Genomic DNA, 26,415 nt, shown 5'->3' with positions numbered 1-26,415 from the left:
ACTACACCTCGCCGGCACGTCGGGTGTTATCTCTCTATCGGGCCGGCAGGTTGGTTCCGCTCGCGCAGCAAAGTGCGCGCAAGCAATGTAGTCGATCCAGCGACAAGGGCCTGGAAATTTCACGGTAGGGGATATTGCGCCGACGAATATTGATCCAGGCCATGGAAATGACTGGTCGGTTCTGCGCCTTCGGCCCCGCGCAGAAAGCAAAAAGCCGCTTCAACCCGAAGGTGGAAGCGGCCAAGGCATGTGCCTCAAGGAATCAGTGCACGAACAGGGCGATCAGGATGATGATCGGGATCGGTACGCCGAGGAAAAACAGCAGTAGTGAGCGCATGGTGAGTCTCCTTGATTAACGGACTGGCGGCAGCGTGGTCGTGGTGTAGGTTTCGACTTCGACGTACTCGACCGCATCCCGGCGGCGACCGCCGAAGGTGGCCGAGAGGCTGGCGAAGAACGCACCGGCCAGCAACGCGATGAACATCCACAGCGAAGTCCAGGCAGCGACTTTGGCGGCGGTGTCGGCGGCTTGTTGCGCTTTAACCTTGGCGTCAGCGATTGCCTTCTGGGTGCGGGCGTAGATTTCATCGACCCGACGTTCGGCGTCGGCCTGGGTCAGGTTGGTGCGCTGAGCGACCAGTTGAGCGAGGTAGGTACGGTCTTCGGCGCTGAGCTGACCGTTGGCCAGGCTTTGGGCGAAGATTCGGGTCACGGTGCCACGGGCGGCGTCATCGCTGACGGCAGCAGGACGATCGTCGCGGAACAGGCTGTCGACGAAGTAGCCGTACTGATCGCTGTCAGTGTTGGCCGCTGCGCTGCCGGCTGCTTGGGTCATCGCACTGGCTGCGCCACCGGCAACACTGGCACCGGCCTGCACGCCACCGCTGACGATGCTGCTGACCGAGCCGACCACCAACGTTGCGGTGACCAGAGTCGCTACACACCAGGACAGGAAGCCATGGGCAGTATCGCGGAAATAAACCTCGTCACCGTGCATGTTGGCCCACTTCACCCGCAGGCGACCGGCGATATAGCCACCGAGCCCCGAGGCAATGATTTGCGTGGCGGCCAGCCAGATGATGGTGGAAATGCCCAGGCCTTTGGCGCTGACGCCCTCCCCGGCCCACGGTGAAACGGCGGAGAAGCCCAGACCGAAACCCAGCAGCACGAGAATCAGCGACAGCGCCGCCGCAGCGGCAGCTCCGGCGAAGATCGCGCCCCAGGACACGCCCGAGACGTTGCTCGACTCTCCTTCGTAGGCAGGATAAAACCCATCAGAGGATCTATTCATTGTTGTAGTGCTCCAGGCATGAAAAATGGTGTTACAACTCGTCATCAGATGAATTGCAGTGACCGTGCCAGTCGGCAACATTAAATAAATCGTTTTAATTCAATCAGTTAAAAACTCTGAACTTCTTAGGACCATGCAATTTGCAACAACGGCTCGATAACAGCGGGTTTTATGCATTGGCACAAAAGCCCGGTCGTAGCGTTTGTATCCGCTAAAACATGAAAGTTAATTTAAAGCGCCCGCGCAAAATCTTGGCAAAATGCTGCCATTGCGTTTGAACAGACCAGCAGGCCAACCATGACTCGCATCCTCACCATCGAAGACGACGCCGTGACCGCCCGGGAAATTGTCGCCGAACTGAGCAGCCACGGCCTCGACGTGGACTGGGTCGACAATGGCCGTGAAGGCCTGGACCGCGCCGTCAGCGGCAACTACGACCTGATCACCCTTGACCGCATGCTGCCTGAGCTTGATGGCCTGGCCATCGTCACCACGCTGCGGACCATGGGCGTGGCGACGCCGATCCTGATGATCAGCGCCCTCTCCGACGTCGACGAGCGCGTGCGTGGCTTGCGCGCCGGCGGCGATGACTACCTGACCAAACCGTTCGCCACCGATGAAATGGCCGCCCGGGTCGAAGTATTGCTGCGTCGCCAGAACAGCAACGGCGCACAACCGACCACGTTGCAGGTGGCGGATCTGCAACTCGATCTGATCAGCCACGAAGCCCGCCGCGCCGAGCAGGTGCTGACGCTGTTGCCGACCGAGTACAAGCTGCTGGAATTCCTGATGCGCAACAGCGGCCAGATCCTGTCGCGGATGATGATTTTCGAGGAGGTCTGGGGCTATCACTTCGACCCTGGCACCAACCTGATCGACGTGCACATCGGCCGCCTGCGCAAGAAGATCGACCCGCCGGGCAATGTCCCGCTGATCCGTACGGTGCGAGGCTCGGGTTATGTCATTGCCGAACCCGTCTGACGGTTGGCGTTCTTCCAGCAGTCGCTTGCTGGCGCTGTACAGTTCGTTGTTCGTGGCCTGGAGCGCGATCCTGATGGGGGTCATGTATTTCGAGGTGTCCGGTTACCTCGACAACCTGGCCAAGCATTCGCTGATGCAACGTCAGCATCTGTTTTCGCACTTTCGCGGCGATCAGCTGGAAGACGCGCTCGCCGCCAGCATGACCTTCGACATTCGCGGCATCGACGCCTACGGTCTGTTCGACGCTCAGCATCGCTACCTCGGCGGCGCGTTGCAGAGGATCCCCGAGGGCCTGCCGCTGGACGGCAAGATCCATATGCTCAGCGAATGCGCCGACTCCGACGACCCGACCCTGCCCGCCGACAGCTGCGACGCAGTCGCCACCCCGACCCGCGACGGCCGCTGGCTGGTGTTGTTGCGCGACAACGGCTCGCTGTTCGCGGTGACGAAGATCATTCTGCATGCCTTGCTCTGGGGTGTGTCGCTGACGATTGTGCCGGGGATCATTGGCTGGCATCTGCTGCGTCGGCGGCCGTTGCGGCGGATCCGGGCGATCCAGGACAGTGCCCAGTCGATCGTCGCCGGCGACCTGACCCACCGCTTGCCGCTGTCCAATCGCCGCGATGAACTGGACATGCTCGCCGCCATCGTCAACGCCATGCTTGATCGCATCGAGCGCTTGATGAACGAAGTCAAAGGCGTGTGCGACAACATCGCCCATGACCTGCGCACCCCGTTGACCCGGTTGCGCGCGCAGTTGTATCGCATGCAGCAACAGGCCGGCGAAGGTTCGCCGGAAGCGGCGCAACTGGATCTGGTGCTGGCCGAGGCCGATACGCTGATGGCGCGGTTTCGCGGTTTATTGAGGATTTCCGAACTGGAGGATCGTCAGCGGCGCTCGGGTTTTGTCGAACTCGATCCGGTGTTGTTGCTGCAGGAACTGCACGAGTTCTATTTGCCGCTGGCCGAAGACGACGAGTTGCGTTTCGAACTGAACATGCCGGAAACCCTGCCGATGCTGAACGGTGATCGGGCGTTGCTGTTTGAAGCGCTGGCGAACCTGTTGAGCAATTCGATCAAGTTCACCCCGGCCGGTGGCACGGTGGTGTTGCGCGGGGTCAATGATGCGGGGCATACGCGGATCGAGGTGCATGACTCCGGCCCCGGTATTCCCGAATCCGAACGGGAGGCGGTGTTCCAGCGCTTTTATCGCGCCGAGGGCGGGCAACCGCAGAACGGCTTTGGCCTGGGGCTGTCGATCGTTGCGGCAATCGTCAACCTGCACGGGTTCAGCCTTGAGGTGGGACGCAGCGATCTGGGCGGGGCGAAGCTGGTGCTGGATTGTCGGCAGAGCCTGATTTCACAGTCTTGAGATAGATCGTTCCCACGCTCTGCGTGGGAATGCCTCAAGGGACGCTCCGCGTTCCAGCTCCGGAAGGGACGCGGAGCGTCCCGGGCTGCATTCCCACGCAGAGCGTGGGAACGATCAGTGAACAAACTCAGGCGGGATAGTTGGCGCGCAGCGCTTCCAGGCCGCCCTGATAGATCCCGCTGAACAACGCCACCACTTCCTCATCGCTCACGCCCTTGGCCGTGAAGCGTCCCGACCACGTTACCTTCGCGCCCTGCCCCTGGGCTTCAACGCGAATCGTCGCCAGATAATCGGTGGCCGGAAACGGTGCCTGCAGAATCGAATAGCTGTAGGTTTTGCCCGCGTTATCGAACGTCTCAAGACGCTCGACCACCACCCCGCCGTCAGCGGTTTGCAAAGTGCGCACGCGCCCGCCTTCGCTCAGTTCGCTGTTGGGAATGAACGGCAGCCAGTCCGGCAGGGTGTTGAAGCCGCCAATCAATTGCCAGACCTGATCGGCCGAAGCCGGGATGTCGATCGTTGCTGATGCTGTTGCCATAAATAAAAAGTCTCTCTCAATGAATTCAGATAGTCAGGCTGTCGACCACGCCGCCGTCGACCCGCAAAGCGGCGCCGGTGGTGGCCGAGGACAGCGGTGAAGCGATGTAGGTGACCAGGTGCGCGACCTCTTCGACATCCGCCACGCGCTGGATGATCGAGCTCGGACGGGCCCGGCGCACAAAGGCGTCAGCCTCGTCCCGCAGGCTGCGGCCAGATTCGGCGGCAGCATCCTTGAGCATTTCCTCGACACCGTCGGTGAAGGTCGGCCCGGGCAAAATCGCATTAACCGTAACCCCGGTGCCAGCCAGACGTTTAGCCAGGCCATGGGACACCGCGAGGTTGGCGCTTTTGGTCACGCCGTAGTTGATCATGTCGGCCGGAGTGGCCACGCCGGATTCCGAAGACAGGAAGATCACCCGGCCCCAGCCCTGTTCGACCATCGCCGGTACGTAATGCCGCGACAGGCGAACGCCGGAGATCACGTTGATTTCGTAGAAGCGCGTCCACTCATCGTCCGGCGCATCGAAGAAATCCACGGCGTTGTAGATGCCGAGGTTGTTCACCAGGATGTCGGCTTTCGGTTCAGCGGCGAACAGTTTCTGCGCGCCTTCGGCCGTGCCCAGATCCGCCGTCAGACCGCGCAGTTGCGCGCCCGGCACTTTGTCTCGAATGCTTGCCAGCGCCTGCTCGACCTTGGCCGCGTCGCGACCGATCACCACCACCGTGGCGCCCGCCTCGGCCAGTGACTGGCTGATGCCCAAACCGATGCCCGCCGTGCTGCCGCTGACAATCGCCAGTTTTCCGCTCAGATCGATCTTCATGCTTTCACCTCGTCGATGGGTAATGGTGCTCGTTCGGACACCAGTTTCGCTTCACGCATGGCCTGCCAGAAACCGGCCGGAATGACCGCCGACAACGCCGCCACATCTTCAGCGATGCGCCCCGGCTTGCTCGCGCCGGGAATCACGGCTGCCACGGCCGGATTGGCCAGCGAGAATTGTAATGCAGCCGCTTTGACATCCACGCCATGGGCCGCGGCGATGCGTTTGATCTGCTCGACCTTCGCCACGATCTCAGGGCTGGCCTTCTGGTATTCGAAGTGCGCGCCGCCGACCAGGATCCCCGAGCTGTAGGGGCCGCCGACCACGATTTCAACGTTCTGCGCCCGTGCCGAATCCATCAAACGCTGCAAGGCGCGATCGTGGTCGAGCAAGGTGTAGCGGCCGGCCAACAGGAAGCCGTCAGGCTGCGCCTCGGTCAGGTCCAGCGTCAACTCGCACGGCTCGACCTTGTTCACGCCCAGGCCCCAACCCTTGATCACACCTTCTTCACGCAGACGGGTCAGGACTTTAAAGGCGCCGGTGCGGGCCTGATTGAAGTACTCGAGCCATTGATCGCCGTAGAAATCCTGAGCGATGTCGTGGACCCAGACGATGTCGAGGCGATCGGTTTTCAGACGTTTGAGGCTGTCTTCGATCGAACGCAAGGTGGCGTCGGCGCTGTAGTCGTTGACGATCTTGTTCGGGCGGCCGTGTTCGAACACCCCGCTTTTCTCGCCCAGATCCCGGGCGGCGGCGTCTTCGACTTCATCGAGAATCACCCGGCCAACCTTGGTGCTCAGCACATAGTCGTCGCGCTTGTAGCGGGACAGTGCTTCGCCGAGGCGAATTTCCGACAGGCCCGAGCCATAGAACGGCGCGGTGTCGAAGTAACGCACGCCGGCATCCCACGCTGCGTGCACGGTGGCTTGGGCTTCCTCTTCAGGAATGGCGCGGAACATGTTGCCCAGTGGCGCGGTGCCGAAGCCGAGTTGGCCGGGGAGTTTGTCTTTCAAGCTCATGATGCTGTCCTCGTAGTTCGTGGTCGGTGTTGACCGTTGAGCAGATCCTAGATTGCGCCACTCAGACCGTCCAAGACATAATCCGCAGTACTTGAGTCCTTGAAGGTCTGACATGATCGACATCCGCCAATTGCGCTACTTCGTCGCCGTCGCCGAGGAAGAACACGTCGGCCGCGCCGCCGAGCGCCTGCACATTTCCCAGTCGCCCCTGAGCCGACAGATCGCCCAGCTCGAAGAACGCCTGGGCCTGACCCTGTTCGAACGCAGCCAGCAGCGCATACGCCTGACCCGCGACGGCCAGACCTTTCTCGCCGAAACCCGCGCCCTGCTGACCCACGCCAATCGCCTGGAATCCCTCGGCAAACGCCTGGGCCGTGGCGAAGAAGGCGGCCTGTGCATCGGCTACATCGAGAACGCGATGCACGCCGGGGTTTTGCCCAATGCCTTGCGCGTACTGCGGGTCGACCGGCCTAACGTGCATGTCGCGCTGTACAACCTGAGTTCTGCCGAACAACTGGAAGGCCTGCGTCAGCGTAGCCTCGATATCGCGCTGGTCAGTGAGCCGCCGACGATCGACGACCCTGACCTGCTGGGCTTCCAGGTGCTGGACGACCCGATGTTGCTGGCGCTGCCCGAACATCACCCGCTGAACCAACTGGCATCGCTGACCCCGGCGGATCTGGCCGATCAGGAATGGATCGGCGTGCAGCCACGCCAAGGCGCTGACGATGAGTTCGTCAGCGCCTGCATCCGTGCAGGCTTCACCCCGGATGTGCGGATGCAGGCCACCGAGCCGTTTACCGCGCTGGGGCTGGTCGCTTCGGGTCTGGGGATCGCGATGATCCAGAAAGGCCTGAGCCACAACGCACCGCCGGGCGTGGTGCTGCGGGAAGTGCCGTGGCTGGCGTTTACCACGCCGTTGTGGGCGGCTTGGCACCGGATCAACCTGCGGCCGCTGGTGGAAACGTTTCGCAAGGTATTGACCGGCGTCGATCCCGCCCAGTGACCCGACAGCGCAAGACTTTGCTGCTTTACTGAAAAGACTCAAAAAACCAGCGAGTCTTCCGGCATGAACCGCAATGACCTGCGTCGCGTGGACATGAATCTGTTGGTGATTTTCGAAACCCTGATGTTCGAAAAGAACCTGACCCGCGCCGGGGAAAAGCTGTTCCTCGGCCAGCCCGCCGTCAGTGCGTCACTGGCGAAACTGCGCGACCTATTCGACGACCCGTTGCTGGTGCGCAACGGTCGCGTGCTGGAGCCGACCCAGCGGGCGCTGGCGATCCTCAAGGAATTGCAGCCGGCGATGGACACCATTTCCGGCGCGGTCAGCCGGGCCAAGGATTTCGACCCGCTGAGCAGCCGCGACGTGTTTCGCATCGGTCTGTCGGACGATGCCGAGTTCGGCCTGCTGCCGCCGCTGCTCAAGCAATTGCGCGAGGAAGCGCCGGACGTGGTGGTCGTCATCCGCCGGGTTAATTTCCTGCTGATGTCGTCGATGCTGGCGTCCGGGGAGATTTCCGTCGGCGTCAGTTACACCACTGAGCTGCCGGCCAATGCCAAACGCAAAAAACTGCGGGACCTGCGCTGCAAGATCCTGCGCGGCGATGATCGTCCCGGCGCGCTGACCCTCGACGACTACTGCGAACGGCCCCATGCGCTGGTGTCGTTTTCCGGCGATCTGGGCGGTGCCATCGACAGCGATCTGGCGCGAATCAACCGTGCACGTCGTGTCGTGCTGGCAGTGCCGCAATTCGCTCCGCTGCGGGCGATTCTGGCCGGCACCGACATGCTCGCCACCGTGCCGGATTTCGCCGCTTGTGCGCTGGTCGAAGGCAGCAGCGTGCTGCGCGCCGACGACCCGCCGTTCGACATCGTGCCTTCGGAGCTGTCGATGGTCTGGAACGGGGTCAACGACAACGATCCGGCGGAACGCTGGTTGCGCTCGCTGATTGCCCATCACATGTCGGCGCCGCTTCCGCCACAGGCGCACTGATCGGCTTGAACCCCGGATCGACCTCGCGCAGGTACACCGGCAGGTCGGTCATCGGCGGCATCTGCGGGATCTCGAAATACATCTGCACCACCCAGCCACGGTGGTAGTTGTTGTGGTTGATCACGTGCATCAGGATCGCCCCGGCGTTCATGGTGCCGCCATCGCCGGAAACAAATTTGAAATCGATCGAGCGGTTCAGCGAGGCTTCGGTCTGCTGCGCGCTCCAGGTGCGATACCAGCCATCGACTTCCTGCTGGGCCTGGCGCAACTCGCCGAGGTCGGCGTGCACCAGATCATGGGACGTCGTGAAACCGTGCTCGCGCCCTTCGAGGTGCGCCTGCCAGATCCGGTCGACCACGTAGATGTGGTTCAGCGTACCGATCATGTTTTTGAAAACCGTCTTGCGCTCCCTCGTCGTCTCCCCCGCCGGCAGCGCTTGCAGGCTGTCGAACAGACGCTGATTGGCCCAGGTCTTGTAGTCCGTGAGCAGATGGGCCGTGGCCAGATTGATCATCGCGGGTCACCGTAGGCACGAAAAAGGGCTTCGCCTAGGATAGACCTCTCTCGCGGGAATGGCGGTGGTGCTGACTATTGGTCGAAGGTGAATACCTTCCGCTTGCGCTCAAGCCCCCAACCGCGCCCACCCCGTCACCAGTTGCGCACTGATACTTACCCCGCCACAAACAATGATCACCACATCCCGTGCCCCCGCCAGCGCCGGGAGGTCAAGATACGCCACCTCCAGTGAAATCCCGCACGCCGTTGATCCTCCATACGCCGTTGCCAGCGGCTAAACGCCGGGGATCGTGCCGGGATCTACACTGAACGGAACAGCCCGTGAGGTGCCTATGAAAATGTCTGCGCAAATGACCGTGGTCGCCGTGCTCGCCACCCTCGCCTATCTGGGCCTGGCGATGTGGGGCATCGGTGGCGTGGCGGTGTTTTTTTCTCACGGCGCATTGGTCGTGGTGGCCCTGGCCACGCTGGCCATGGTGGTGGCGTCGCTGTTCACGGAAGTGAATCTGAGCACCGGCGAGCGCGAGGACCGGGCCAATCGCTGGGTGATTCCGGCGTTCGCCGTAATCGGATTGGTCAGTGCCTTTCTGCCGGCTTACTGCGACCGCATCGGCTTTTGGACCATCGGCCGCGAAGGCACCCGTTGGCTGGGAGCGCTGTTGTTTATCGTCGGCGGCGGATTGCGTTTATGGCCGGTGTTTGTGTTGGGTCATCGGTTCAGCGGGCTGGTGGCGATTCAGCCGGGGCACCGATTGGTTACCGACGGCATCTATCGACATTTGCGTAACCCCAGTTATCTGGGGCTGGTGATCAATGCGATCGGCTGGGCGCTGGCGTTTCGTTCGGTGGTCGGCCTGCTGCTGGCGGCGCTGACGCTGATCCCGCTGATCGCCCGCATCCACGCCGAAGAGGCCCTGCTGCGTGCGCAGTTCGGCGCCGAATACGACGCTTATTGCGCGCGCAGCTGGCGACTGGTGCCCGGGGTTTATTGAGGTTGCAGGCGCAGCTGGCCGTCGCTGTCGATGCTCAGCGCAATGTCGCGGTAACTGGCGATGGTCGCGTGGGTGGTTTCAAGCGGATGCTGGTGAGTGGTGGTGATGATCATCAACGGCGCGCCGGCGGCTTCAGCGGCCTGGATGCCGACGGTGGCGTCTTCGAAAATCAGGCAGTCCGCCGGTTCCAGGCCCAGGCGTTTGGCCGCCAGTCGATAACCGGCCGGATCCGGTTTGCCGGCGCTCACGTCTTCAGCGGTGATCATCACCGCCGGTTCAGGAATCCCCGCCGCCGTCATCCGCCGCAACGCCAGATCCCGTGGCGCCGAGGTCACCATGGCCCAGCGATCCGCCGGCAACGACTTGAGAAATGCCGCTGCACCGGGGATTTCGACAATGCCTTCGACGTCTTCGATTTCCGCCTTGGTGATGAACGCCGCTTGCGCCTCGGCGTCCACGCCCGGCAGGTTCAAACGCGTGATGGTGTCGATGGCGCGCACGCCATGGATGGTCGGCAGGAACGTTTCGACGTTCACCCCGTGCCGCACGGCCCAGGCGGACCAGATCCGCTCGGCGGCGGCGATGGAGTTGAGGACGGTGCCGTCCATGTCGAACAGGAACGCGCCGAACGCGCGGTTGAAAACAGTCTCGTGAGCTGACAAAAGATCACTTCCTCGCAAGGGGCCGGGCAACGATGCCCGGCAATGTAGCACTTGCAGGACGCTTCAGTGCAGACGCGGCGCCCTGGATTTGAACGCACTGTCCACGCAATCGAGCAACTGGCCGATTGCCCAAGGCTTCTTGATAAACGCTACCGGATGTTTCACCCCTGAGGTTTCCGGCGTTTCATAACCGGACATGACCATCACCGGTTTGTCCGGCCAGCGATCGCCGACCAGATTGGCCAGGTCCGCGCCGTTAAGGGTGCCGGGCATGGTGATGTCGGTAAGCAGCAGCGCCACTTCCGGCGCGTGCTCTTCCAGATATTGCGAGGCCGCATCGGCACTGTTCTGCGGCTCGACCTTGAAACCTTCCTCCTGAAGAATTTCGCACAGAAACTCCAGAATCAACGGATCGTCCTCAACTACCAGAATCAATCCGCCAGGAAGGTGCGCGCTCGACGTCGAAATTGGACACATGAACTGGCACTCCCTGAATTGCATGAACGATTTAGCGGCTTGATCCCGCTGCTTATCTGGTATGAGCAGCGCCTTCTACAGAAATTCATTTTTGATACAGCTCTTTTCGATAACACCCGTTCGACGGGCAGTCACCGACGCGTTATTGCGGTTAAAATGCGCGCCCTTTTGCTGGCCGATCCTGATTGATGAACCCTCAAGCCCTCGCCATTCTCCATACCCACCTGCTCAACGCGCTGACGTCGGCCCCGGCCGAAACCCGGCGCCTGTTCCATGGGCGTGGGCGTTGCTGGCCGGGGCTGGAGCAAGTCACCGTGGACTGGCTGCAAGGCGTGGTGCTGGTGTCGTTGTTCAAGGAGCCCGAGACTTCGCAGCTGGAAGACCTCAAGCGTCTGTTGCTGGAAATCACCGCTTCGGCGCCATGGCAGCAGTCCGGTGCCCACACTCTGCTGATCCAGCATCGTTACCTGCCGCAGAGCACCGCTGAATGGCTGTTGGGTGAAGAAATCGACGAAATGACCATCGTCGAGGGCGGCCTGAAATACCGCGTAGATCTGGGCCGCAAGCAGAACGCCGGGCTGTTCCTCGACATGCGTTACGGGCGCAACTGGGTGCGCGAACAGGCGGCGGGCAAACGGGTGCTGAACCTGTTCGCCTACACCTGCGGTTTTTCGGTGGCGGCCATCGAGGGCGGCGCCAGCCATGTGGTCAACCTCGACATGTCCCGCGCCGCGCTGAGCCGGGGCCGCGACAATCACCGGTTGAACGGGCATGATCTGAGCAAGGTGAGTTTCCTCGGCCACGACCTGTTCAAGTCCTGGGGCAAGGTGATCAACAGCGGCCCGTATGACCTTGTGATCATCGACCCGCCGTCGTTCCAGAAAGGCAGTTTTCTGCTGACCAAGGATTACCAGCGCGTGCTGCGTCGTCTGCCGGAATTGCTCACGGCGCAGGGCGCGGTGCTGGCGTGCATGAACGATCCTTCGTTCGGTTCGGACTTCCTGATTGATGGTGTGACCCAAGAGGCACCGAGCCTGCGCTTCGAGCAGCGGTTGGAGAATCCACCGGAGTTTCCGGATATCGACCCGGAAAGCGGTCTGAAGGCGCTAGTCTTCAAGCGCACTGAATAACTTCCTCGCCGGTTTCAGCGGAATAGTCCGAGGCCCATTTCGCGCGCCGCCTGCAGCTGCACCGCAGGATCGCTCGACTCGGACTCCAGCAACAACGCCGAGCCCGCCACTGTCGCCCCGCAGTAGTCGAAAATGCCGTGATCGATCTGCGTCTTCATCGCCGCGCCGTAGCCGTGGCGCTCGTAAGTGCGCACATCCGCTCCGCCGAGTCCGACCAGGTGTACGCGCAATCGTCCGAGTTTTTTCAGCGTCTTGTCGCCGTCGAAATCGTACGCCCAGCCATTGCTGAATACCCGGTCGATCCAGCCTTTGAGCAAAGCGGGCATCGACCACCAGAACACCGGATAGACCAGCACCAGCACGTCGGCGCGGTCGATGCGTGCCTGCTCGGCCAGTACATCAGCGGGTGGGGCGGATTCGCGGTGATGCACTGCCCAGTCGGCCACGCCAAAGCGTGGGTCGAATTCTTCGGCGTGCAGGTCGGCGATTTCGAAGGTGCTGGATGGATCGCTTTCCGACAGGCCTTTGGCAATCTGTTGCGCCAACGCGCGGGTCAGCGAACGTGGATCATCGTGATCTACAACAATCAATGCGTGCATGGGGAAATCTCCGGTTGGTGATTGCTGACCAAGGGCTTACCCTTGCGAAAAGCTACGATTGGTAAGCTACTACTAGCAAGTTACCTTCAGTAAGTTACGTTTGGTATATAAGCAATGTCAACCACTGAAATCCCCGAACACACACAACCCCGTCGACGCCTGTCCCGGGAAGATCGCCAGCGCCAGTTGCTCGACATGGCCTGGCAACTGATTCGCGAAGAAGGCACCGATGCCCTGACCCTCGGTTATCTGGCGGAAAAGGCCGGCGTGACCAAACCGGTGGTCTACGACCATTTCACCACCCGCGCCGGCCTGCTCGCGGCGCTGTATCAGGATTTCGACCGACGCCAGACGGCGCTGATGGACGCCGCGCTGGCCAACGCCGAAGCAACCTTGAACGGCATTGCGACGGTGATTGCCACGGCGTATGTCGATTGCGTGCTGACCCAGGGCAACGAGATTCCGGGAGTGATCGCCGCTTTGGCGAGCACGCCGGAACTGGAGAAGATCAAGCGCGAATACGAGGCGATCTTTCTGGAGAAATGCCGCAACGTGCTGTCGCCTTTCGCTGACGGCGCAGAGATCGGTCAGGCAGGATTACGTGCCATGCTCGGCGCCGCCGAAGCCCTGTCGCAAGCCGCCGCCACCAACGAAATCAGCGCCGAACAGGCCCGTGACGAGCTGCTGGCAACCATCATTGCGATGGTCGAAAGAGCCGCCGCCCGCGCCATCCTGGCAGGTGACTGACGGTACTTGAGCGCATCCCCCCACCTTCCTACGATGGAACTACGCAGTCGCTTGGTCCGCCAAGCCGTTGCGTAGGTGCGGGTGCTCTGAACCCCAATCAAGCCTGCACCTGGCTTCATGCGCATCTTGAGCCTCGCGGGCTCTACTTCCTCCCCATCAAAGAGTCTTGAGGCTCTTTTTTTGTCTCGGAAAATCAGCGTTCGGGTTCACGGCGGATCGAACGCCACGCGGCCTGAGCCAGCAATTCGCGATAGGCCTTCGGACTGCCTTGCACTCGCCCGGACAACCACGCGCGGCAATAGCTGTCGGCCTGACCGACGATCAGCGACGGCAACAACTCGGCCGGGCACTCGTTGAGTTCAGCCGCGCGCCCGGACTCGCTCAGCCAGGTACGCAAGCCGAGGTTGCGGGTCTTGTTGCGCTCGGCCAGTTCGTCCTTGTGCGGGCCCCGGGTCACGGCATAGCGCGCGTGATACTGGAACCGCGCCCACTCCGGCTGGTTCTCGACCCAATCCACGTAGCTGTAGACCAGCGCCTGCACGCCCTCTTCGGTGGTCGTCGCGTCGGCCAGATAGGCATCGCGCAGGCGCGCCTGGTCCTCCAGCGCAGTGAAGAACAGCGCGGCCACCAGCCCTTCCTTGTTGCCGAAGTGGTGGTAGATCGCCCCGACGCTGGTGTCGCATTCGGCGCGGATCATTTCGATGGTGGTGGCCTCGATGCCCTGCTCGTTGAACAGGCGCAGGGCCTTGCGAAAGATGTCGCGCTTGAGTTCGGCGCGGCGGCCGGGGTAGCTGCGTTCGAGAAGATCTGCGGTGTCCATGGGCCTTGAAAATCCGGGTAAAGGGCACGTCCGTGCCGGTGATCGAAACGCGCACAGGTTGACAGATTTCCCGCAGACAGAATACCGTTCCGTTACAGAACAATATTCTGTTACGGAACATGATTCTGTATATCCCCTAACCGCGAGGCTCCACCCATGAGTCAGTTTCTCAGCATGTTCAACAGTGTCGGTTCCCAGGCGTTCAGCCAGATGGCCTGCCAGGTCGCTCCCTATTTCAGCACCATCAACCCACTGGTCACCGAGTTGCGGGCAGGTTCCGCGCAGGTGCAGGTGCCGTTTCGCCGCGAGATCACCAACCACCTCGGCACCGTCCACGCCATCGCCCTGTGCAACGCCGCTGAACTGGCAGCCGGGATGATGACCGACGTGTCGATTCCCGCCGGCGCACGCTGGATTCCCAAGGGCATGACCGTCGAATACCTGGCCAAGGCCAAGACCGACGTGACCGCCGTGGCCAATGGCGAAGGGCTGGACTGGCAGACCGAAGGCGACAAGATCGTCCCAGTGGATGTTCACGACGCCGAAGGCAAGAAAGTGTTCACGGCGCGAATCACCATGAACGTGAAACTGCCCTGAAATCACCGGCACAAAAAAGCCCTTGCTGCGCTGATCGCAACAAGGGCTTTCGTCGTTTCAAAGAGAAGGGATCAGTGAACGGTCAGGCGCTGACGAACAAATTCTTCGGTGCGGCGGGTGACCTGATCCAGATGCCGATCGCGCTGTTTCTCGGCATCGAGCATCGCTCGCTTGCCGTGCTTTTGCAGCAGGTAGGTGTGGATCTGCTGCACTTCCAGCGAACGGTAGATCGGCGTCGTGTCGATAAACCCGCGCAACCCGTTGCTGCGGTAATGCCGAGTGCTCATCAGCACCTGCGTTTCGAGCTGGCCCAGCACCTCGAAACCCAGCGCTTCGAAATACGGCACCTTGCCGACGCTGCAGGTCAGTTCGGCATGGGGGTAACGCGCCACCATGTCCGCGATCAACGAACGGGCCACGCCCTGACGCCGATGCCCCTCGCGCACCGCCAGATAGGCCACGTTGCACGCCTCCCAATCACCCTGCACTGGCAGATACAACAGGAAGCCGATCACCTGCTCCGGATCATCGTCGTCGGTGGCCACCAGCAATTCCACCTCGGTGCCCTTCTCGCCGTTCAACGCCTCCAGATACAGATGCACCTCGTAGCCGACCGCGTACTGATAAACGTTGTACAGCAGGTTACTCGGACCCAGCCCGATGGCGCTGATGTCGGTGAGATAGTCGACCACCATCTGCAGGATCTGGCTGCTGACGCCTTCGGGGCATGGGGATTTGTAGTGGGTGATGCGGGGCATGGCGGGCGGACTCCAACGGTAAAACACAGGTTGCCGGGCGAGTTGAGCGACCGGCGAACCGCGACATCATACCTTGTGCACGCCTGACAAAAATTTCATCTGCCCGAGAACGGATCTTTCGCCGATTTGGCGTCCAATTTTTCAGCTGCGTTCATTCCCGACGCACGCCTTGAGGAGTTGCCATGAACGTTCTGCGTTCCGCGAAAACCATCAAATCCTTGCTCGCTGCCGCGCTGGTAGCGATCACCCTGTCGGGCTGTGTCGTCGAACCGGTTCGCCCGCATCGGCCACCACCGATCGTTGAGGTGGTTCCGGTCATGCCTGCGCCGGGTTATCACTGGGTCGCCGGGCATTACCGCTGGGCCGGCAACCAATGGCGTTGGATGCCAGGGCATTGGCGAGCGTACTGAGGCCGGTCACTGCGCGGGGGCAACGACCTTGAACTTGATGTCGATGTCCTTGGACACCACGGTGTCCGCCCACTCCCCTGCACCGAGCCCGAACTGGTCGCGCTTGAGCACCAGTTCGCCGTCAAAAATGCCGATGCTGCTGTCGGGTTTGAGTTGCACCGGCACCTGCACCTCACGGGTGATGCCTTTGAGCGTGAGATGGCCGTCGACCAGATAACGGTTGTCGCCGGCCGGGCTGAAGCGGGTCGATTCGAACACAGCCACCGGGAATTTCTCGGTGTCGAACCATGCCGGTTTCACCAGCTCGGTGTTGGCGTCCTCACTGCCGGCGTCGATGCTGGTCAGGTCGATGTGCAGCGTGGTGCGGGCATTGGCGAGATTGTCGCTGTCGAAATCCAGCGTCGCATCGAACTTGCCGAACGTGCCGTACATCCGCGAGCCCATCTGGTTGTAGGTGAAACTGATCTGGCTGGCGGTGGTGTTGACCCGGGTGTACTCCACCGCCTGCGCAGCAGGGACGACGATCAGGCAACACGCGGCAGCCCACAACAATCGAATCGACATGCAATGCTCCGGCGCCCGATGGGGCTCGAATGACTTAAGCAAACATCCGGCACTTGCGCCAGCCCCGCCAAGGCCCACCAAGGCCCGCCCGGCCCGTCACACCAGTCGCTCGATCTTCTGATGCTGCCAGACCCGTGTGTAATACAGCGTCTGCAGCACCAGCATCCCCAGATACGCGATCGGAAACGCCATCCACACACCCTGCAGACCGAACTGCCCGTCCAGCCAGTAGGCCGCCGGCAACTGCACACCGAGCACACAGATGATCGCCACGCCCACCGGCACCAGCACCGTGCCGCTGGCGCGCATGATGCCGCCGATGATCGCCTGGAAACCGAAGATCAACAGGCTCCACAACATGATGTGCAACAGGTGCTCGGCCATCGCCCGGGTCGAGTCTTCGGTCAGGAACAGCCCCAGCAACCAGTGCGACAACAGGTAACCCGACAGGATCAAGCCGCCGGTCAGGCACACGTTGATCCACAACCCGGTGCGCAGGATCGGGCCCATTCGCTCCAACCGCCCGGCACCGATCGCCTGAGCGCCGAGGATCGACGCGGTGATCGCAATCGACAGCGCCGGGAACTGCACGTAGTTGACGATCTGCGTCACCGCGCCATACGCCGCTGTCGCCTGCGAGCCGTGCTGGTTGACCAGCGCCAGAATCACCAGCTCCGACAGCGACAGCACAATCATCTGCACCCCGGTCGGCAGGCCGATACGCAACACCTTGCCGAGAATTGCGCCGTCCAGTCGCAGCGCCGCGAAGAACTCACGATCCGGCGCCAGCGGATGGCCCTTGCGAATCAGGCTCCATGACAGCCACGCCATCGACGCCAGCGTACCGGCCAGACCTGCAACCGCCGCGCTCTGGATGCCCAGTTGCGGCAAGCCGATCCAGCCGCGAATGAACGCCGGAGTCAGCGCCAGCCCGACAACGGTCGACAGCAGCAGCGCCAACATCGGCGACAGTGTGTCGCTCACCCCGCGTAACAACTGGGTGAACAGCACGTACACCAGCACAAACGGCAAGGTCCACATCATCACCCGGGCATAGGCCACCGCATCGTCCAGCACATCCGCCGGCGTGCCCAAACCCTGCAAGGCCTGACGCGCAAACACACTGCCCAGCACCGCCGCCACCAGCCCGATCAATACCCCCAGCAACAGCGTCGCCCCGGCAATCGCCTTGACCATGTGCGACTCACGCGCGCCCCACGCCTGACCGATCAACACCCCTGCCCCGGCACCCAGGCCGATGACCAGCGCGATAAAGAAAAAAATGATCGGAAACATCCCCGACACCGCCGCCAGCGCCTGCGTACCGAGCATCTGGCCGATGTAGATGCTGTTGACCGTGCCCGACATCGATTGCAGGAAGTTCGACAGCACCATCGGGGCCAGGAACAGCAGGTAGGTTTTCCAGAGGGGGGATTGAGCGGGGGTTTGCATTGAGGTCCGTCTCGGGTGGAGGATTGCCTGGATATTACGCTAGATGTTTTGAGACTTGTCGGAGGTAATAGCGGTGAAGGTTTTTCTGTCTGATTAAAAGCGGACGAAGCTGAGTTCATCGTTCAATCATGATCTGCAAAAGCGGCCAATCAAGATGCCAGGATTTGGCGCGGACACGCTCCAGATAGATCGAATGCTTCTCGGCGAGGAACCTGCTCGTAGGGCGGACAACGAGGGAAAACAGATCCTGCAGGCCCAAGGGTGCAGCTATTTCAATAACGCCGTTGGCACCAAGTCTGACGCCTATGGCTGTGGCCGTCTCAGGCCAGAACATCATTGCTTCGGTTGCACAAGCATAGGGCTGATCTGCGTTACGCTGATGCATTCTTGCCTGATTCTTGACCGACCAACTTATGCTGCTGTCCAGCGTCATTAGCAATGACTCCAACTGCGCGTCACGCTCTGGACTTGCGTCATCCGAGTCGTACCAAATGACGTCTACATCAGAAGGCAACGCAGAGAACGCCCGCCCATGAAGATGATCCCAGACCAGACTACGTACGAATCCGGCGGCGACCCAGCAATCACGCAACTGCAATCCTCTTACAATCTCAAGAATTTGCATGCGTGCGCGATCACTTGCCATGAGTGCATGAAGATTGGCTTTTAGCATCATTGGGTTTCTGCGGTCGTCATGACGAAGCTCGGTATGCATGGGTGCCTGAACTGAAATTCAAGCGGGTAAATACCGAATAACGCTCTCTTCCAGTAATTTGATCAGCTCAGGATCCATATACTCGTACTCATCCGGTATGTGCAGACAAACAACGTGCTTGTTCGCCAGCGCCGAGCGGAATCGACTGGAAAGTTTTTTGCGATGGGCTGGCTCCATCACACAAATCAGGTCAGCCCAATGCAGCAGTTCAGGGCTGACCGGGACATCCGCCTCGCGATCGGTACCCGCCGACGCAGTTTCCACGCCGGGCCAATCATCGAACCGTTGTTCGGCGGTCGGACTGCGCAAACGATTCTGGCTACAAATAAAAAGTACTTTCAACACCGGCTGACTCCATGCCAATACTCGACCATGACGCTCTTCCAACTCTACAAAGTTCGAGAATTTATCATGCTTCACTCTCCACGCCTGCTCGCCTGCACGCTCCTGGTACTGGTCACTAACACCACGCAAGCCGCCACAACGGGTGCCGTACCCGAATCCTTGCAACCTTTAGTGGCAACCCTGAACGAACGCCTGAACATCGGCGACCTCGTCGCCCTGACCAAATGGGACAGCGGCAAGCCGATCCAGGACAGCCCCCGTGAGGCGCAGGTGATCGACAACGCCCGCAAACTGGCCACCGAACGCAAGCTCGACCCGGAAGACGTCGCGCAACTGATCGCCGCGCAAATGGAGGCCAACAAACTGGTGCAATACGGTTTGCTCGCACAATGGCAAGCGGCCGGTGCCGCGCCGGACACGCCGCGCCCGGATCTGGGCAAGCAGATTCGCCCACGCCTGGACGAGTTGCAAACCCGTCTGCTGCAGCAATACGCCGACTTCACACCCTACCGTCAAGATCCGAACTGCCCGGTGTGGCTGGCCAAGGCACGCACCGGTCTGACCCGCGATGCGCTGCATGATCTGGCCCTGACCCGCGCCACCGGAGAGCTGTGCATTCGGCCGCTGGCGCGCTAGTCGGCTTTCAGGCTAGCCCATCCGACATTCACTTATTGGCATCGTTGATAAGTTGGAAGATCTTTGCGATCTCGTTGATCGGGTTGGCTTGATTACGTTTGAAGAGATTGCGAAAACCGCTACTCGCCGTAGCCTTCACATATTTTTTTGCGAGCTCGACTTTGGTCAGCGCCGTACCGATCGCGATGGTCCCGTCCTTTTTTCTGATCAAATACTTGCCGAACTTGCGCGGTAAGTACCATTCCACGGTGTAACCATGGGTAATCCAGGTTCTGTCCTCACTCAGTGCATCGAGAATCTTGTATTTCGAAGACTCATCCCGGGTACGAACACGCACGCCCTGGTCAAATTTGAAGTCATGATCACAATCAACAACCACGAACGAGTTCCTGTTGATGCTCAGCATGGAAATGGTTTGGCCGACCTTCAGAATTTCATTCGCCTGATAGTGAGAAAGGACAGAGCCACCGTACAAAACAAACGAATAGTGGACATTCTCCAAGGGGGATTTTTGCCTGTTCGTCTGACACCAACGCTCCAACCAGTACTTTATGTAGATGCGATCCGACGGACCTTCTACCCAAATCACGAAATTCGCCTGGTAGAGATCGCTGGCGCGCACACCCAATTCGTTCAATAACTGCTGCGGTGAGTTCTCTACACGAGGGCCATGCAAGGCACGGATGTGCTGGCCGTCGACATGAAAATGCGCAACGTCAACTGCTGGCTTCCTATCCGTAGATTTCCAAACCTCCGGGCTGAGAAATACCGAGGAATGCGATGAGACCAGCAATTGCAGATCCTTTTTCCTGGCCAGTGCGGCCAGCTTCATTGCCAGTACGCGTTGAAGGCGCGGATGCAAATGAGTTTCTGGCTCCTCGATAACCAAAATAGCGCCATTGTTTTGCTTCTTGACCCATGCCAGCAAACCTGAGGCAGCCTTCCAGCCTGACGGCAGATATTCAAACGGAACCGCTTGAGCAATGGTCGGATCGGCAGAAAGCCTCAAATTCACAGAAGCGGTATTTCGCAAGTCAGCGGCAGACGAGAGCTCCACCTCGTCGACCCCGGCCAACTCGGACAGAATACTTCTCAACGCGACGACAAAGTCTTTGCTTAAACAAACCTGTTCAGGCCCGCGCCAATAGCCGATAACAACCCCCATTCTGTCTACGATCTGGTTAACTTTATTCACCTCGGTGATCGTCATTCCTGCAGGAAGGATCCTTGAATAGAGCTCGTCCAGAATTATTTCATCGTGATTGGCCCGATCAAGTACGCGCAATGCCAGAACCGGTGGTGTGCGGGAAGACTCAAACTCCACGTGCAGAACCAGTGGAGAAGGAGACTTAGGGTATTTCGTGTTCCCTCCCCTGAAAGTGAGGTCCATGCCGTGAAAGACTTGCTGATTCAACGCTGAGCGCTTAAGCGTTTGAAACAATCGAGGCTCGGATAGGGCCCGCACCACATCTAGCAGCGTCGACTTGCCCGACCCGTTTCGTCCTCCGAAAACATTGATCTGTTCCAAATGAGCGCTTGGCAAATCGAGAAACCCGGCATCGGCTCCGAACATGTCATTACCGACATGAAAAATGACACCTCGTAACGCACTGAACTTGATTTTTTCTATGTGCAAAATTTCACCTGGTTAAACATTGGGAATACTCAGCATGATCGCGTTCATCCCCCGATCGGCAAAGCAACAGGCAACAGTCATTCAACTGTATCGGTAGCAGACTAGGTCGTTTGAGGCAACGACGTGACGGCAATGAACGAACACGAAAACATCCCTCACAAAACCGACATGCATTCATTGCTGGCGTCGATAGTCACCATCAGCTCAATGAAGTTCTCATAAAAAATCCGCGGCGTAACATCGGCTCCATACCCAACAAACAACCCCCCTGGAGCACACGATCATGAAACGCCAAATCCTTCTCGGCATCGCTTTCTCGGTTCTTGCAGTCAACGCTTTTGCAGCCAAACCTGCCCACACCATGATCGCCGAAGGCGGTTCGGATCGGTTGATTGAAAGTCGCTTGGCAGAGGGTGGTTCGGATCGTCTGATCGAACGCCGTGTGGCTGAAGGTGGTTCGGATCGTCTGATCGAACGCCGCGTCGCTGAAGGTGGTTCGGATCGTCTGATCGAACGTCGTGTTGCTGAAGGTGGCGCTGATCGTCTGATCGAACGCCGCGTTGCATAAGTAAGCAGCGCATAAAGATAAGCCCGGCCTGATCAGCCGGGCTTTTCTTTGCGCGCGCTTTTTGCGTTTGCTGGGTAAGCTCTTAGCCCGACGCTGCGAATTTCAGGTTTCCCATGGACATTGAACGACTACTGAAGAAAAAACAGCTCAACGTGCAGGAGCAAAACGCAGTCGTTGCGCATCGTTTGATGCTTTGCGCCAGTGAATGGCGCAAACAGGGTGTACCTGTCGCCCTGGCCCGATACGCAGAGTACCAAGGCATCGACTGGTCGTCGTCCATCGTGCTGGAACTGGAAATCGACTTTCCCGGCATGCCTCGCCTGTTCGGACTTTTGCTGGATCAAAACGAATGTTTCATCGCATTTGAAATCGATACGGACGCCTTCCATGAACACATTGAATCCGTGGATCGCTGGGAGGACGTCTCGTCGATGCAAAATACTTCGACATCTAATCCGGGCACAGGTAAAGGCTTTGCCTCGATCGCGCTGGACGTGAAGCGTCAGCTTGTTTGATCGCTCTTTGCGCAACGCTCACTCTTCGGCGTCTTGAAGTCGTCACTGGTTGAATATCTACGCCTCATCAAAAGGAGCACTCATTGAACATGGGCCCGAAAACCGAAACGCTGATCAAGGTACTGAATGAGCTAATCAGTGTTCTGGAAAGCGACGGAGAAGCGCACTGGAGCGCGTGGATGCGAAAAGCTCGCGCACGATTGCTGGACTCCGATTATTCCGGAATCACGTGGCTGCTCTCGGCCTATGGCGGGATGGGGTCCTTCAATGATGTCGTGCTCGGACAAACCAGCATCAACGGTGCATTTGCCTGGAAGCGCGGCTATGGCGAACTGAATGCAAAATTTGCCGAACTCCGTGAGCAAGCCTACGAGTTGGCCAATGAAATCAGGCACATGCAGCGATAACGGCATTCATTGCTGGCGTCGATAGTCACCATCAGTTCAATGAAGTTCTCATAAAAAATCCGCGGCGTAACATCGGCTCCATACCCAACAAACAACACCCCTGGAGCACACGATCATGAAACGCCAAATCCTTCTCGGCATCGCTTTCTCGGTTCTTGCAGTCAACGCTTTTGCAGCCAAACCCGCCCACACCATGATCGCCGAAGGCGGTTCGGATCGGTTGATTGAAAGTCGCTTGGCAGAGGGTGGTTCGGATCGTCTGATCGAACGCCGTGTGGCTGAAGGTGGCGCTGATCGACTGATCGAACGCCGTGTGGCTGAAGGTGGTGCTGATCGTCTGATCGAACGCCGCGTTGCCGAAGGTGGCGCTGATCGTCTGATCGAACGCCGCGTGGCTGAAGGTGGTGCTGATCGTCTGCAAGAACGCCGCGTTGCTGAAGGTGGTGCTGATCGTCTGCAAGAACGCCGCGTTGCTGAAGGTGGCTCGGATCGTCTGCTGGAACGCCGCGTTGCCGAAGGTGGCGCTGATCGCCTGCAAGAACGCCGCGTCGCCTGAATCAAACGCTCTAGCGCTGTACAAACAAAAAGCCCGGCCTGATCAGCCGGGCTTTTTCACGTCCAACCGGTGCTTATTGCACGGTTTTCAGTTTGACCACGTCACCGGAGACCTTGGTGGTGTAGCCGCTCAGGACCCATGCCCAGAACCAGTTTTCCTGAATCTGAGTGTTGATCATGGCATCGCCGCCCTTGGCCTGGATGGCGGCCTCTTGCGCACGGACGAAACGGCTGTTCTGCCGGATCGGGATCACGCCGAACAGCATCAGGCCGGTGGCAGTGGCTTCGCTGTGGCCAATCACGGTGTATTGGCTGCTGTCGTAATGTCTGGTGTTCATCGGGGTGCCGGTGCAACCTGCCAGAACCACACCGATCAGGGCGGCGGCGACTACTTTGCTGAGGTATTTCACTGCAAGACTCCATGGGTAAACGCCCGGGATCCGTCTCTCGGGCGGCGCACACTTTACCGAACACAGTGGCTCATTGATATCGGCCTCGGCAGACTTTCATTAAACGCCTTGCTGGCAGCCCGTCCGCGATGTCGCATACCATGGCGCCACTCCAATAAAGACAGCCATTTCTCCATGCTCAAAGCCAGTCTGCGTAGCCACCTGACTCTCTGGTTTGCCGGTTTGTCCCTGCTGACGCTGTTGAGCGTTGGCTTCTATGTCGGCCACATCGCCACCGAACAAATGAAACAGGCCAGCGGCAATGCCCTGTTGAGCACCGCACGGTCGGCCGCAGCATTGCTGGGTGAGCAATTGCGTGAGCGACAACTGGAGGTTTATCTGCTCAGTCGTGCGCCGCATCTGGAGCGTGGTGATCTGGATAACCCGGCGATCCTCAAATCGATGCAGCTGCGCACCCAGGCCCGCGCCGAATATGCGTGGATGGGCATCGCCGACGCCAACGGTCAGGTGCATCAGGCCGTCAACGGATTGCTGGTGGGCCAGTCTGTCCAACAGCGTCCGTGGTTCCAGGCGGGTTTGCGCGGTGAATACACCGGCGACCCACACGAAGCCGTGTTGCTGGCAAAAATGTTGCCGGCACTGGCGAATGGCGAACCGCTGCGCTTCATCGATTTCGCCGCGCCGATTCACAATGCCGACGGCCAGGTGATCGGCGTGCTCGGCGCCCACGCGCACTGGAGTTGGGTGACACGCATCGTCGAATCGGCGGCGCTTTCGCACAAAGGCGTCGCGCCGGACATCGAGGCATTGATCGTCGATCACGACGGCAAGGTGCTGTATCCGGAAGCGCTGGTTGGCCAGCAACTGGCAGCGAACAATCCCGACTCGCCGGGCTGGACCGTCGGCGACGGTTACCTGACCAGTGCGGTGACGGTGCCGACGCCCTTGAGCACCGCGTTATCCTGGTCGATTGCCGTGCGCCAGCCGTTGGACACCGCGCTGCAACCGGCGCGCCTGCTGCTCTATAAATTGCTGCTGCTGGGGGTGATGGCTGCGGTGGTGTTTGCACTGGTCGCCTACTATCTGGCGCTGTACCTGAGTCGCCCGATCGAGCAATTGGCACGCTCGGCTCAACAGGTGCAGAACAATCAGCCGGGGACGCGTTTTCAGTTGCAGCATCCGGTTCGGGAAATCGCCCAGCTCGGCCAGTCCATCGACACGATGACCCAATCGCTGCTGGCCAAGGAGCGCGAGTTGCAGGAAGCCAACGCTTCGCTGGAAGCCACGGTCGCACAACGTACCGCTGCCCTCACCCAGGCCAATGCCGAACTGCTGAGTCTGGCGACTCATGATGGTTTGACCGGCGCGTTCAACCGTCGCCGGCTTGACGAAAAGCTCACCGAGTACAGTCTTTTGTTTCGCCGTACCGGACGGCCGTTTGCGTTGTTGCTGATCGACGTCGATCATTTCAAACGCATCAACGATACCCACGGCCACGCGGTCGGAGATGACGTGCTGCGACAACTGGCGCAACTCATACAGATCAGCACCCGGGCCACCGATTTTGTCGCACGCTATGGCGGTGAGGAGTTTGCCGTGCTGCTGCCGGAAATCGCCAAACCGGACACCCCGGAAGTGGTCGCCGAGAAGATCCGGACCACCATTGCCGAAGCGACATTTCCGCTGGTCGGGCTCGTTACCGTAAGCATTGGTGTCGGCCTGGCCGACCCGGCCGACAACACCCCGACAGCACTGGTCAAACGTGCCGATCAGCGGTTGTACAAGGCAAAAGCGGCAGGTCGCAATCAAGTGGCCTGCCAGGCTTCGCTCATCGAGGTGAGCGAAAATGGCTGATGCGCACTCGATCCCGCCACGATTCATCCTCCACGAAACCGAACACTGGCTACTCAATCACCACATGGCATTCGGCAGTCTGGAGAATGCGCAGACTGCCACCGATGGCGCCGAGTTGATGTTGTTTATCTGGCGAGAGTTTGGCGAAAGCCCGACACCCCCTGCGATTCAGGGGGCGTCGATCAAAGATGTGACTGCGCGATTGAGGCTGGCGCTGAAGTAAACCGCTTTATTGCTTCATATCTTTGACCAGTTCAGCCATCAGCAGATCAGACACATGGGTAAATGCCTTGCGCAGGACTTCCGGATCTTTCGCGTATTGCTCCGGTAGATAGGCAAGGTTGTTGGCATCATTGAATACCGTGATCGTTTCAAAGTTTCGCCAGACCGCCGAACCCTTGCGCTTGATCTGGGCGTTGGCGCCGATCACCGGATACAGCACCTCGCTGAAGTTTTTGAGGCACAGCCCCCACTGTCCGATCATGATTTCGATTTCGGCGTCGGCCTGCTCGCCTTCTCCGACTATTGTGAACAGCCGCTCCTGCTGAACCCGGTCAACGAAACTCTGGCGGACCAGTTTGGCCAGGTCGATATCATTGGCCTTCATGTTGTTGAGGATTGCCCGGGAAATATCCCCCGTCAGCACATCACCATTTTTTGTCCCCGCAACGGACCCCGCGCCTGCCAATGCATTGACTTGTGTCGTCGATGCACCGGCCGCCATCCCGGTGGCCGCCCCGGCACCGGCCCCCAGTCCCGCGCTCCAGGCTTGAGTCATGCTGGTGTATTTGAAGTTATCGACGGCAACAAATACCGGTAGCACCTTCAGTGTCTTGATCTGTTGACGATCTTCGACACTGAAGTTCTTGGTGACGCATCCACATAACAGCAAGAGTGCGCCAATAACAACGAGCAATTTTTTCATGGTGGGGAAAGTTCGAGGGATTGGACATCAGACTTATCGCCCGCACTCGCCAATCCTTGAACCTGGCATGACTCATTGCCACGGAAAAATTGGGGCGCGTGCAAG

The 26,415-nt window shown here is 59.8% G+C and carries 32 protein-coding genes and 2 pseudogenes; 16 read left to right on the top strand and 18 right to left on the bottom strand.

Translation table 11 applies throughout. The annotated features are described in order from the left end of the window. Positions 1–352: 352 nt before the first annotated feature. Entirely contained in the window at positions 353–1,291 is a 939-nt protein-coding gene (locus BMZ46_RS24105; RefSeq protein WP_074688862.1) for a hypothetical protein, read from the bottom strand. A 297-nt stretch (positions 1,292–1,588) separates the two neighbouring features. Here BMZ46_RS24105 and BMZ46_RS24100 point away from each other — a divergent pair, with 297 nt between their 5' ends. Both BMZ46_RS24100 and BMZ46_RS24095 read left to right on the top strand, forming a co-directional pair. Then, a complete protein-coding gene (locus BMZ46_RS24100; RefSeq protein WP_007952956.1) occupies positions 1,589–2,272 on the top strand; it encodes a response regulator transcription factor in 684 nt (227 codons plus the stop codon). Then, entirely contained in the window at positions 2,250–3,644 is a 1,395-nt protein-coding gene (locus BMZ46_RS24095; protein ID WP_074688864.1) for a sensor histidine kinase, read from the top strand. The genes BMZ46_RS24100 and BMZ46_RS24095 overlap by 23 nt, the downstream gene beginning before the upstream one ends. Positions 3,645–3,771: 127 nt before the next feature. On the opposite strand, the gene BMZ46_RS24090 is transcribed toward BMZ46_RS24095, so the two are convergent. From BMZ46_RS24090 to BMZ46_RS24080, 3 genes are read right to left on the bottom strand one after another with little or no spacing between them, the layout of a single operon-like run. Further along, on the bottom strand, positions 3,772–4,182 hold the full coding sequence (locus BMZ46_RS24090; RefSeq protein ID WP_064597619.1) for an SRPBCC family protein: 411 nt from the start codon (positions 4,180–4,182) through the stop codon (positions 3,772–3,774). A 25-nt stretch (positions 4,183–4,207) separates the two neighbouring features. After that, entirely contained in the window at positions 4,208–5,005 is a 798-nt protein-coding gene (locus BMZ46_RS24085) for an SDR family NAD(P)-dependent oxidoreductase (RefSeq protein ID WP_007952959.1), read from the bottom strand. Continuing rightward, entirely contained in the window at positions 5,002–6,024 is a 1,023-nt protein-coding gene (locus BMZ46_RS24080) for an aldo/keto reductase (protein WP_074688866.1), read from the bottom strand. Before BMZ46_RS24080 ends, BMZ46_RS24085 begins: the two co-directional genes overlap by 4 nt. A gap of 112 nt (positions 6,025–6,136) precedes the next feature. Between BMZ46_RS24080 and BMZ46_RS24075 the strand changes: the two genes are divergently transcribed. Both BMZ46_RS24075 and BMZ46_RS24070 read left to right on the top strand, forming a co-directional pair. Continuing rightward, entirely contained in the window at positions 6,137–7,030 is an 894-nt protein-coding gene (locus BMZ46_RS24075) for a LysR substrate-binding domain-containing protein (protein WP_039767297.1), read from the top strand. 63 nt (positions 7,031–7,093) lie between these two features. Further along, on the top strand, positions 7,094–8,020 hold the full coding sequence (locus tag BMZ46_RS24070; protein WP_039767299.1) for a LysR substrate-binding domain-containing protein: 927 nt from the start codon (positions 7,094–7,096) through the stop codon (positions 8,018–8,020). Here BMZ46_RS24070 and BMZ46_RS24065 read toward each other — a convergent pair. Together BMZ46_RS24065 and BMZ46_RS29625 are read right to left on the bottom strand one after the other, a co-directional pair. After that, the gene (locus BMZ46_RS24065) at positions 7,935–8,534 is read right to left on the bottom strand and encodes a DinB family protein (RefSeq protein WP_039767301.1); all 600 of its coding nucleotides are present in this window, start codon (positions 8,532–8,534) and stop codon (positions 7,935–7,937) included. The two genes, BMZ46_RS24070 and BMZ46_RS24065, sit on opposite strands and share 86 nt — an antisense overlap. A gap of 108 nt (positions 8,535–8,642) precedes the next feature. Further along, positions 8,643–8,780 (bottom strand): annotated as a pseudogene (locus tag BMZ46_RS29625) (pyridoxal-5'-phosphate-dependent protein subunit beta); the annotation flags it as partial. Positions 8,781–8,868: 88 nt separating this feature from the next. Here BMZ46_RS29625 and BMZ46_RS24060 point away from each other — a divergent pair. Continuing rightward, entirely contained in the window at positions 8,869–9,528 is a 660-nt protein-coding gene (locus BMZ46_RS24060; RefSeq protein ID WP_074688868.1) for a methyltransferase family protein, read from the top strand. Here the strand turns inward: BMZ46_RS24060 and BMZ46_RS24055 are convergent. Both BMZ46_RS24055 and BMZ46_RS24050 read right to left on the bottom strand, forming a co-directional pair. Then, positions 9,522–10,190, bottom strand: coding sequence for an HAD family hydrolase (locus tag BMZ46_RS24055; protein WP_074688870.1), 669 nt, complete (start codon positions 10,188–10,190; stop codon positions 9,522–9,524). The genes BMZ46_RS24060 and BMZ46_RS24055 overlap by 7 nt on opposite strands. 63 nt (positions 10,191–10,253) lie before the next feature. After that, positions 10,254–10,667 (bottom strand): response regulator, encoded by a 414-nt coding sequence (locus tag BMZ46_RS24050; protein ID WP_074688872.1) that lies wholly within the window; start codon positions 10,665–10,667, stop codon positions 10,254–10,256. A 188-nt stretch (positions 10,668–10,855) separates the two neighbouring features. Between BMZ46_RS24050 and BMZ46_RS24045 the strand changes: the two genes are divergently transcribed. Then, on the top strand, positions 10,856–11,797 hold the full coding sequence (locus tag BMZ46_RS24045; protein WP_074688874.1) for a class I SAM-dependent methyltransferase: 942 nt from the start codon (positions 10,856–10,858) through the stop codon (positions 11,795–11,797). Positions 11,798–11,811: 14 nt separating this feature from the next. Here the strand turns inward: BMZ46_RS24045 and BMZ46_RS24040 are convergent, their stop codons facing one another. After that, positions 11,812–12,396, bottom strand: coding sequence for an NAD(P)H-dependent oxidoreductase (locus tag BMZ46_RS24040; protein ID WP_074688876.1), 585 nt, complete (start codon positions 12,394–12,396; stop codon positions 11,812–11,814). A 114-nt stretch (positions 12,397–12,510) separates the two neighbouring features. Between BMZ46_RS24040 and BMZ46_RS24035 the strand changes: the two genes are divergently transcribed. Beyond that, positions 12,511–13,143 carry a TetR/AcrR family transcriptional regulator gene (locus BMZ46_RS24035; RefSeq protein ID WP_039767324.1) on the top strand — a complete coding sequence of 211 codons (633 nt, stop codon included), beginning with the start codon at positions 12,511–12,513 and terminating at the stop codon, positions 13,141–13,143. 193 nt (positions 13,144–13,336) lie between these two features. Here the strand turns inward: BMZ46_RS24035 and BMZ46_RS24030 are convergent, their stop codons facing one another. Beyond that, on the bottom strand, positions 13,337–13,963 hold the full coding sequence (locus BMZ46_RS24030) for a TetR/AcrR family transcriptional regulator (RefSeq protein WP_074688878.1): 627 nt from the start codon (positions 13,961–13,963) through the stop codon (positions 13,337–13,339). A 156-nt stretch (positions 13,964–14,119) separates the two neighbouring features. Between BMZ46_RS24030 and BMZ46_RS24025 the strand changes: the two genes are divergently transcribed. Continuing rightward, entirely contained in the window at positions 14,120–14,560 is a 441-nt protein-coding gene (locus BMZ46_RS24025; protein ID WP_074688879.1) for a hotdog fold domain-containing protein, read from the top strand. Positions 14,561–14,631: 71 nt separating this feature from the next. On the opposite strand, the gene BMZ46_RS24020 is transcribed toward BMZ46_RS24025, so the two are convergent. Then, positions 14,632–15,318 (bottom strand): GNAT family N-acetyltransferase, encoded by a 687-nt coding sequence (locus BMZ46_RS24020; RefSeq protein WP_074688880.1) that lies wholly within the window; start codon positions 15,316–15,318, stop codon positions 14,632–14,634. Positions 15,319–15,500: 182 nt separating this feature from the next. On the opposite strand from BMZ46_RS24020, the gene BMZ46_RS24015 reads away from it, so the two are divergent. Beyond that, positions 15,501–15,728: a YXWGXW repeat-containing protein gene (locus tag BMZ46_RS24015; RefSeq protein WP_039767335.1), complete on the top strand. Its 228-nt coding sequence runs from the start codon at positions 15,501–15,503 to the stop codon at positions 15,726–15,728. 6 nt (positions 15,729–15,734) lie between these two features. Here the strand turns inward: BMZ46_RS24015 and BMZ46_RS24010 are convergent, their stop codons facing one another. The 4 genes from BMZ46_RS24010 to BMZ46_RS23995 all read right to left on the bottom strand — a co-directional run bounded on the left by BMZ46_RS24010 (position 15,735) and on the right by BMZ46_RS23995 (position 18,804). After that, positions 15,735–16,292 (bottom strand): YceI family protein, encoded by a 558-nt coding sequence (locus BMZ46_RS24010; protein ID WP_074688882.1) that lies wholly within the window; start codon positions 16,290–16,292, stop codon positions 15,735–15,737. A 96-nt stretch (positions 16,293–16,388) separates the two neighbouring features. Then, positions 16,389–17,744 (bottom strand): MATE family efflux transporter, encoded by a 1,356-nt coding sequence (locus BMZ46_RS24005; protein ID WP_074688883.1) that lies wholly within the window; start codon positions 17,742–17,744, stop codon positions 16,389–16,391. Positions 17,745–17,859: 115 nt separating this feature from the next. Next, the gene (locus tag BMZ46_RS24000; protein WP_074688885.1) at positions 17,860–18,420 is read right to left on the bottom strand and encodes a nucleotidyltransferase family protein; all 561 of its coding nucleotides are present in this window, start codon (positions 18,418–18,420) and stop codon (positions 17,860–17,862) included. Between the two features lie 57 nt (positions 18,421–18,477). Beyond that, positions 18,478–18,804, bottom strand: coding sequence for a low molecular weight protein tyrosine phosphatase family protein (locus tag BMZ46_RS23995; RefSeq protein WP_039767343.1), 327 nt, complete (start codon positions 18,802–18,804; stop codon positions 18,478–18,480). Between the two features lie 66 nt (positions 18,805–18,870). Here BMZ46_RS23995 and BMZ46_RS23990 point away from each other — a divergent pair, with 66 nt between their 5' ends. Then, positions 18,871–19,440: a chorismate mutase gene (locus BMZ46_RS23990; protein ID WP_074688887.1), complete on the top strand. Its 570-nt coding sequence runs from the start codon at positions 18,871–18,873 to the stop codon at positions 19,438–19,440. A gap of 28 nt (positions 19,441–19,468) precedes the next feature. Here BMZ46_RS23990 and BMZ46_RS23985 read toward each other — a convergent pair whose 3' ends face one another. Beyond that, a complete protein-coding gene (locus BMZ46_RS23985) occupies positions 19,469–21,076 on the bottom strand; it encodes an ATP-dependent nuclease (RefSeq protein ID WP_039767345.1) in 1,608 nt (535 codons plus the stop codon). A gap of 283 nt (positions 21,077–21,359) precedes the next feature. Between BMZ46_RS23985 and BMZ46_RS23980 the strand changes: the two are divergent. The 4 genes and pseudogenes from BMZ46_RS23980 to BMZ46_RS23965 form a co-directional block, all read left to right on the top strand. Then, positions 21,360–21,641 (top strand): annotated as a pseudogene (locus tag BMZ46_RS23980) (hypothetical protein); the annotation flags it as partial. Positions 21,642–21,757: 116 nt separating this feature from the next. Then, positions 21,758–22,159 carry a hypothetical protein gene (locus BMZ46_RS23975; protein WP_074688891.1) on the top strand — a complete coding sequence of 134 codons (402 nt, stop codon included), beginning with the start codon at positions 21,758–21,760 and terminating at the stop codon, positions 22,157–22,159. An 89-nt stretch (positions 22,160–22,248) separates the two neighbouring features. Next, complete coding sequence (locus BMZ46_RS23970) at positions 22,249–22,566, top strand: DUF6966 domain-containing protein (protein WP_011334909.1); 318 nt, start codon at positions 22,249–22,251, stop codon at positions 22,564–22,566. Between the two features lie 115 nt (positions 22,567–22,681). Further along, entirely contained in the window at positions 22,682–23,122 is a 441-nt protein-coding gene (locus tag BMZ46_RS23965) for a hypothetical protein (protein WP_039767350.1), read from the top strand. A 73-nt stretch (positions 23,123–23,195) separates the two neighbouring features. On the opposite strand, the gene BMZ46_RS23960 is transcribed toward BMZ46_RS23965, so the two are convergent. Beyond that, a complete protein-coding gene (locus tag BMZ46_RS23960; protein WP_074688893.1) occupies positions 23,196–23,531 on the bottom strand; it encodes a hypothetical protein in 336 nt (111 codons plus the stop codon). A 174-nt stretch (positions 23,532–23,705) separates the two neighbouring features. Between BMZ46_RS23960 and BMZ46_RS23955 the strand changes: the two genes are divergently transcribed. After that, the gene (locus tag BMZ46_RS23955) at positions 23,706–25,385 is read left to right on the top strand and encodes a sensor domain-containing diguanylate cyclase (RefSeq protein WP_074688895.1); all 1,680 of its coding nucleotides are present in this window, start codon (positions 23,706–23,708) and stop codon (positions 25,383–25,385) included. Further along, positions 25,378–25,608: a hypothetical protein gene (locus BMZ46_RS23950; RefSeq protein WP_074688897.1), complete on the top strand. Its 231-nt coding sequence runs from the start codon at positions 25,378–25,380 to the stop codon at positions 25,606–25,608. The genes BMZ46_RS23955 and BMZ46_RS23950 overlap by 8 nt, the downstream gene beginning before the upstream one ends. Positions 25,609–25,614: 6 nt before the next feature. On the opposite strand, the gene BMZ46_RS23945 is transcribed toward BMZ46_RS23950, so the two are convergent. Continuing rightward, on the bottom strand, positions 25,615–26,310 hold the full coding sequence (locus BMZ46_RS23945; protein ID WP_074688899.1) for a hypothetical protein: 696 nt from the start codon (positions 26,308–26,310) through the stop codon (positions 25,615–25,617). Positions 26,311–26,415: the final 105 nt, after the last annotated feature.

Origin of the sequence: Pseudomonas sp. NFIX49, assembly GCF_900115915.1 — a bacterium.
GTDB lineage: Bacteria > Pseudomonadota > Gammaproteobacteria > Pseudomonadales > Pseudomonadaceae > Aquipseudomonas > Aquipseudomonas pharyngis.
Note: the sequence above shows the minus strand (reverse complement) of the source record. Positions and strands in the feature narration are given on the sequence as shown.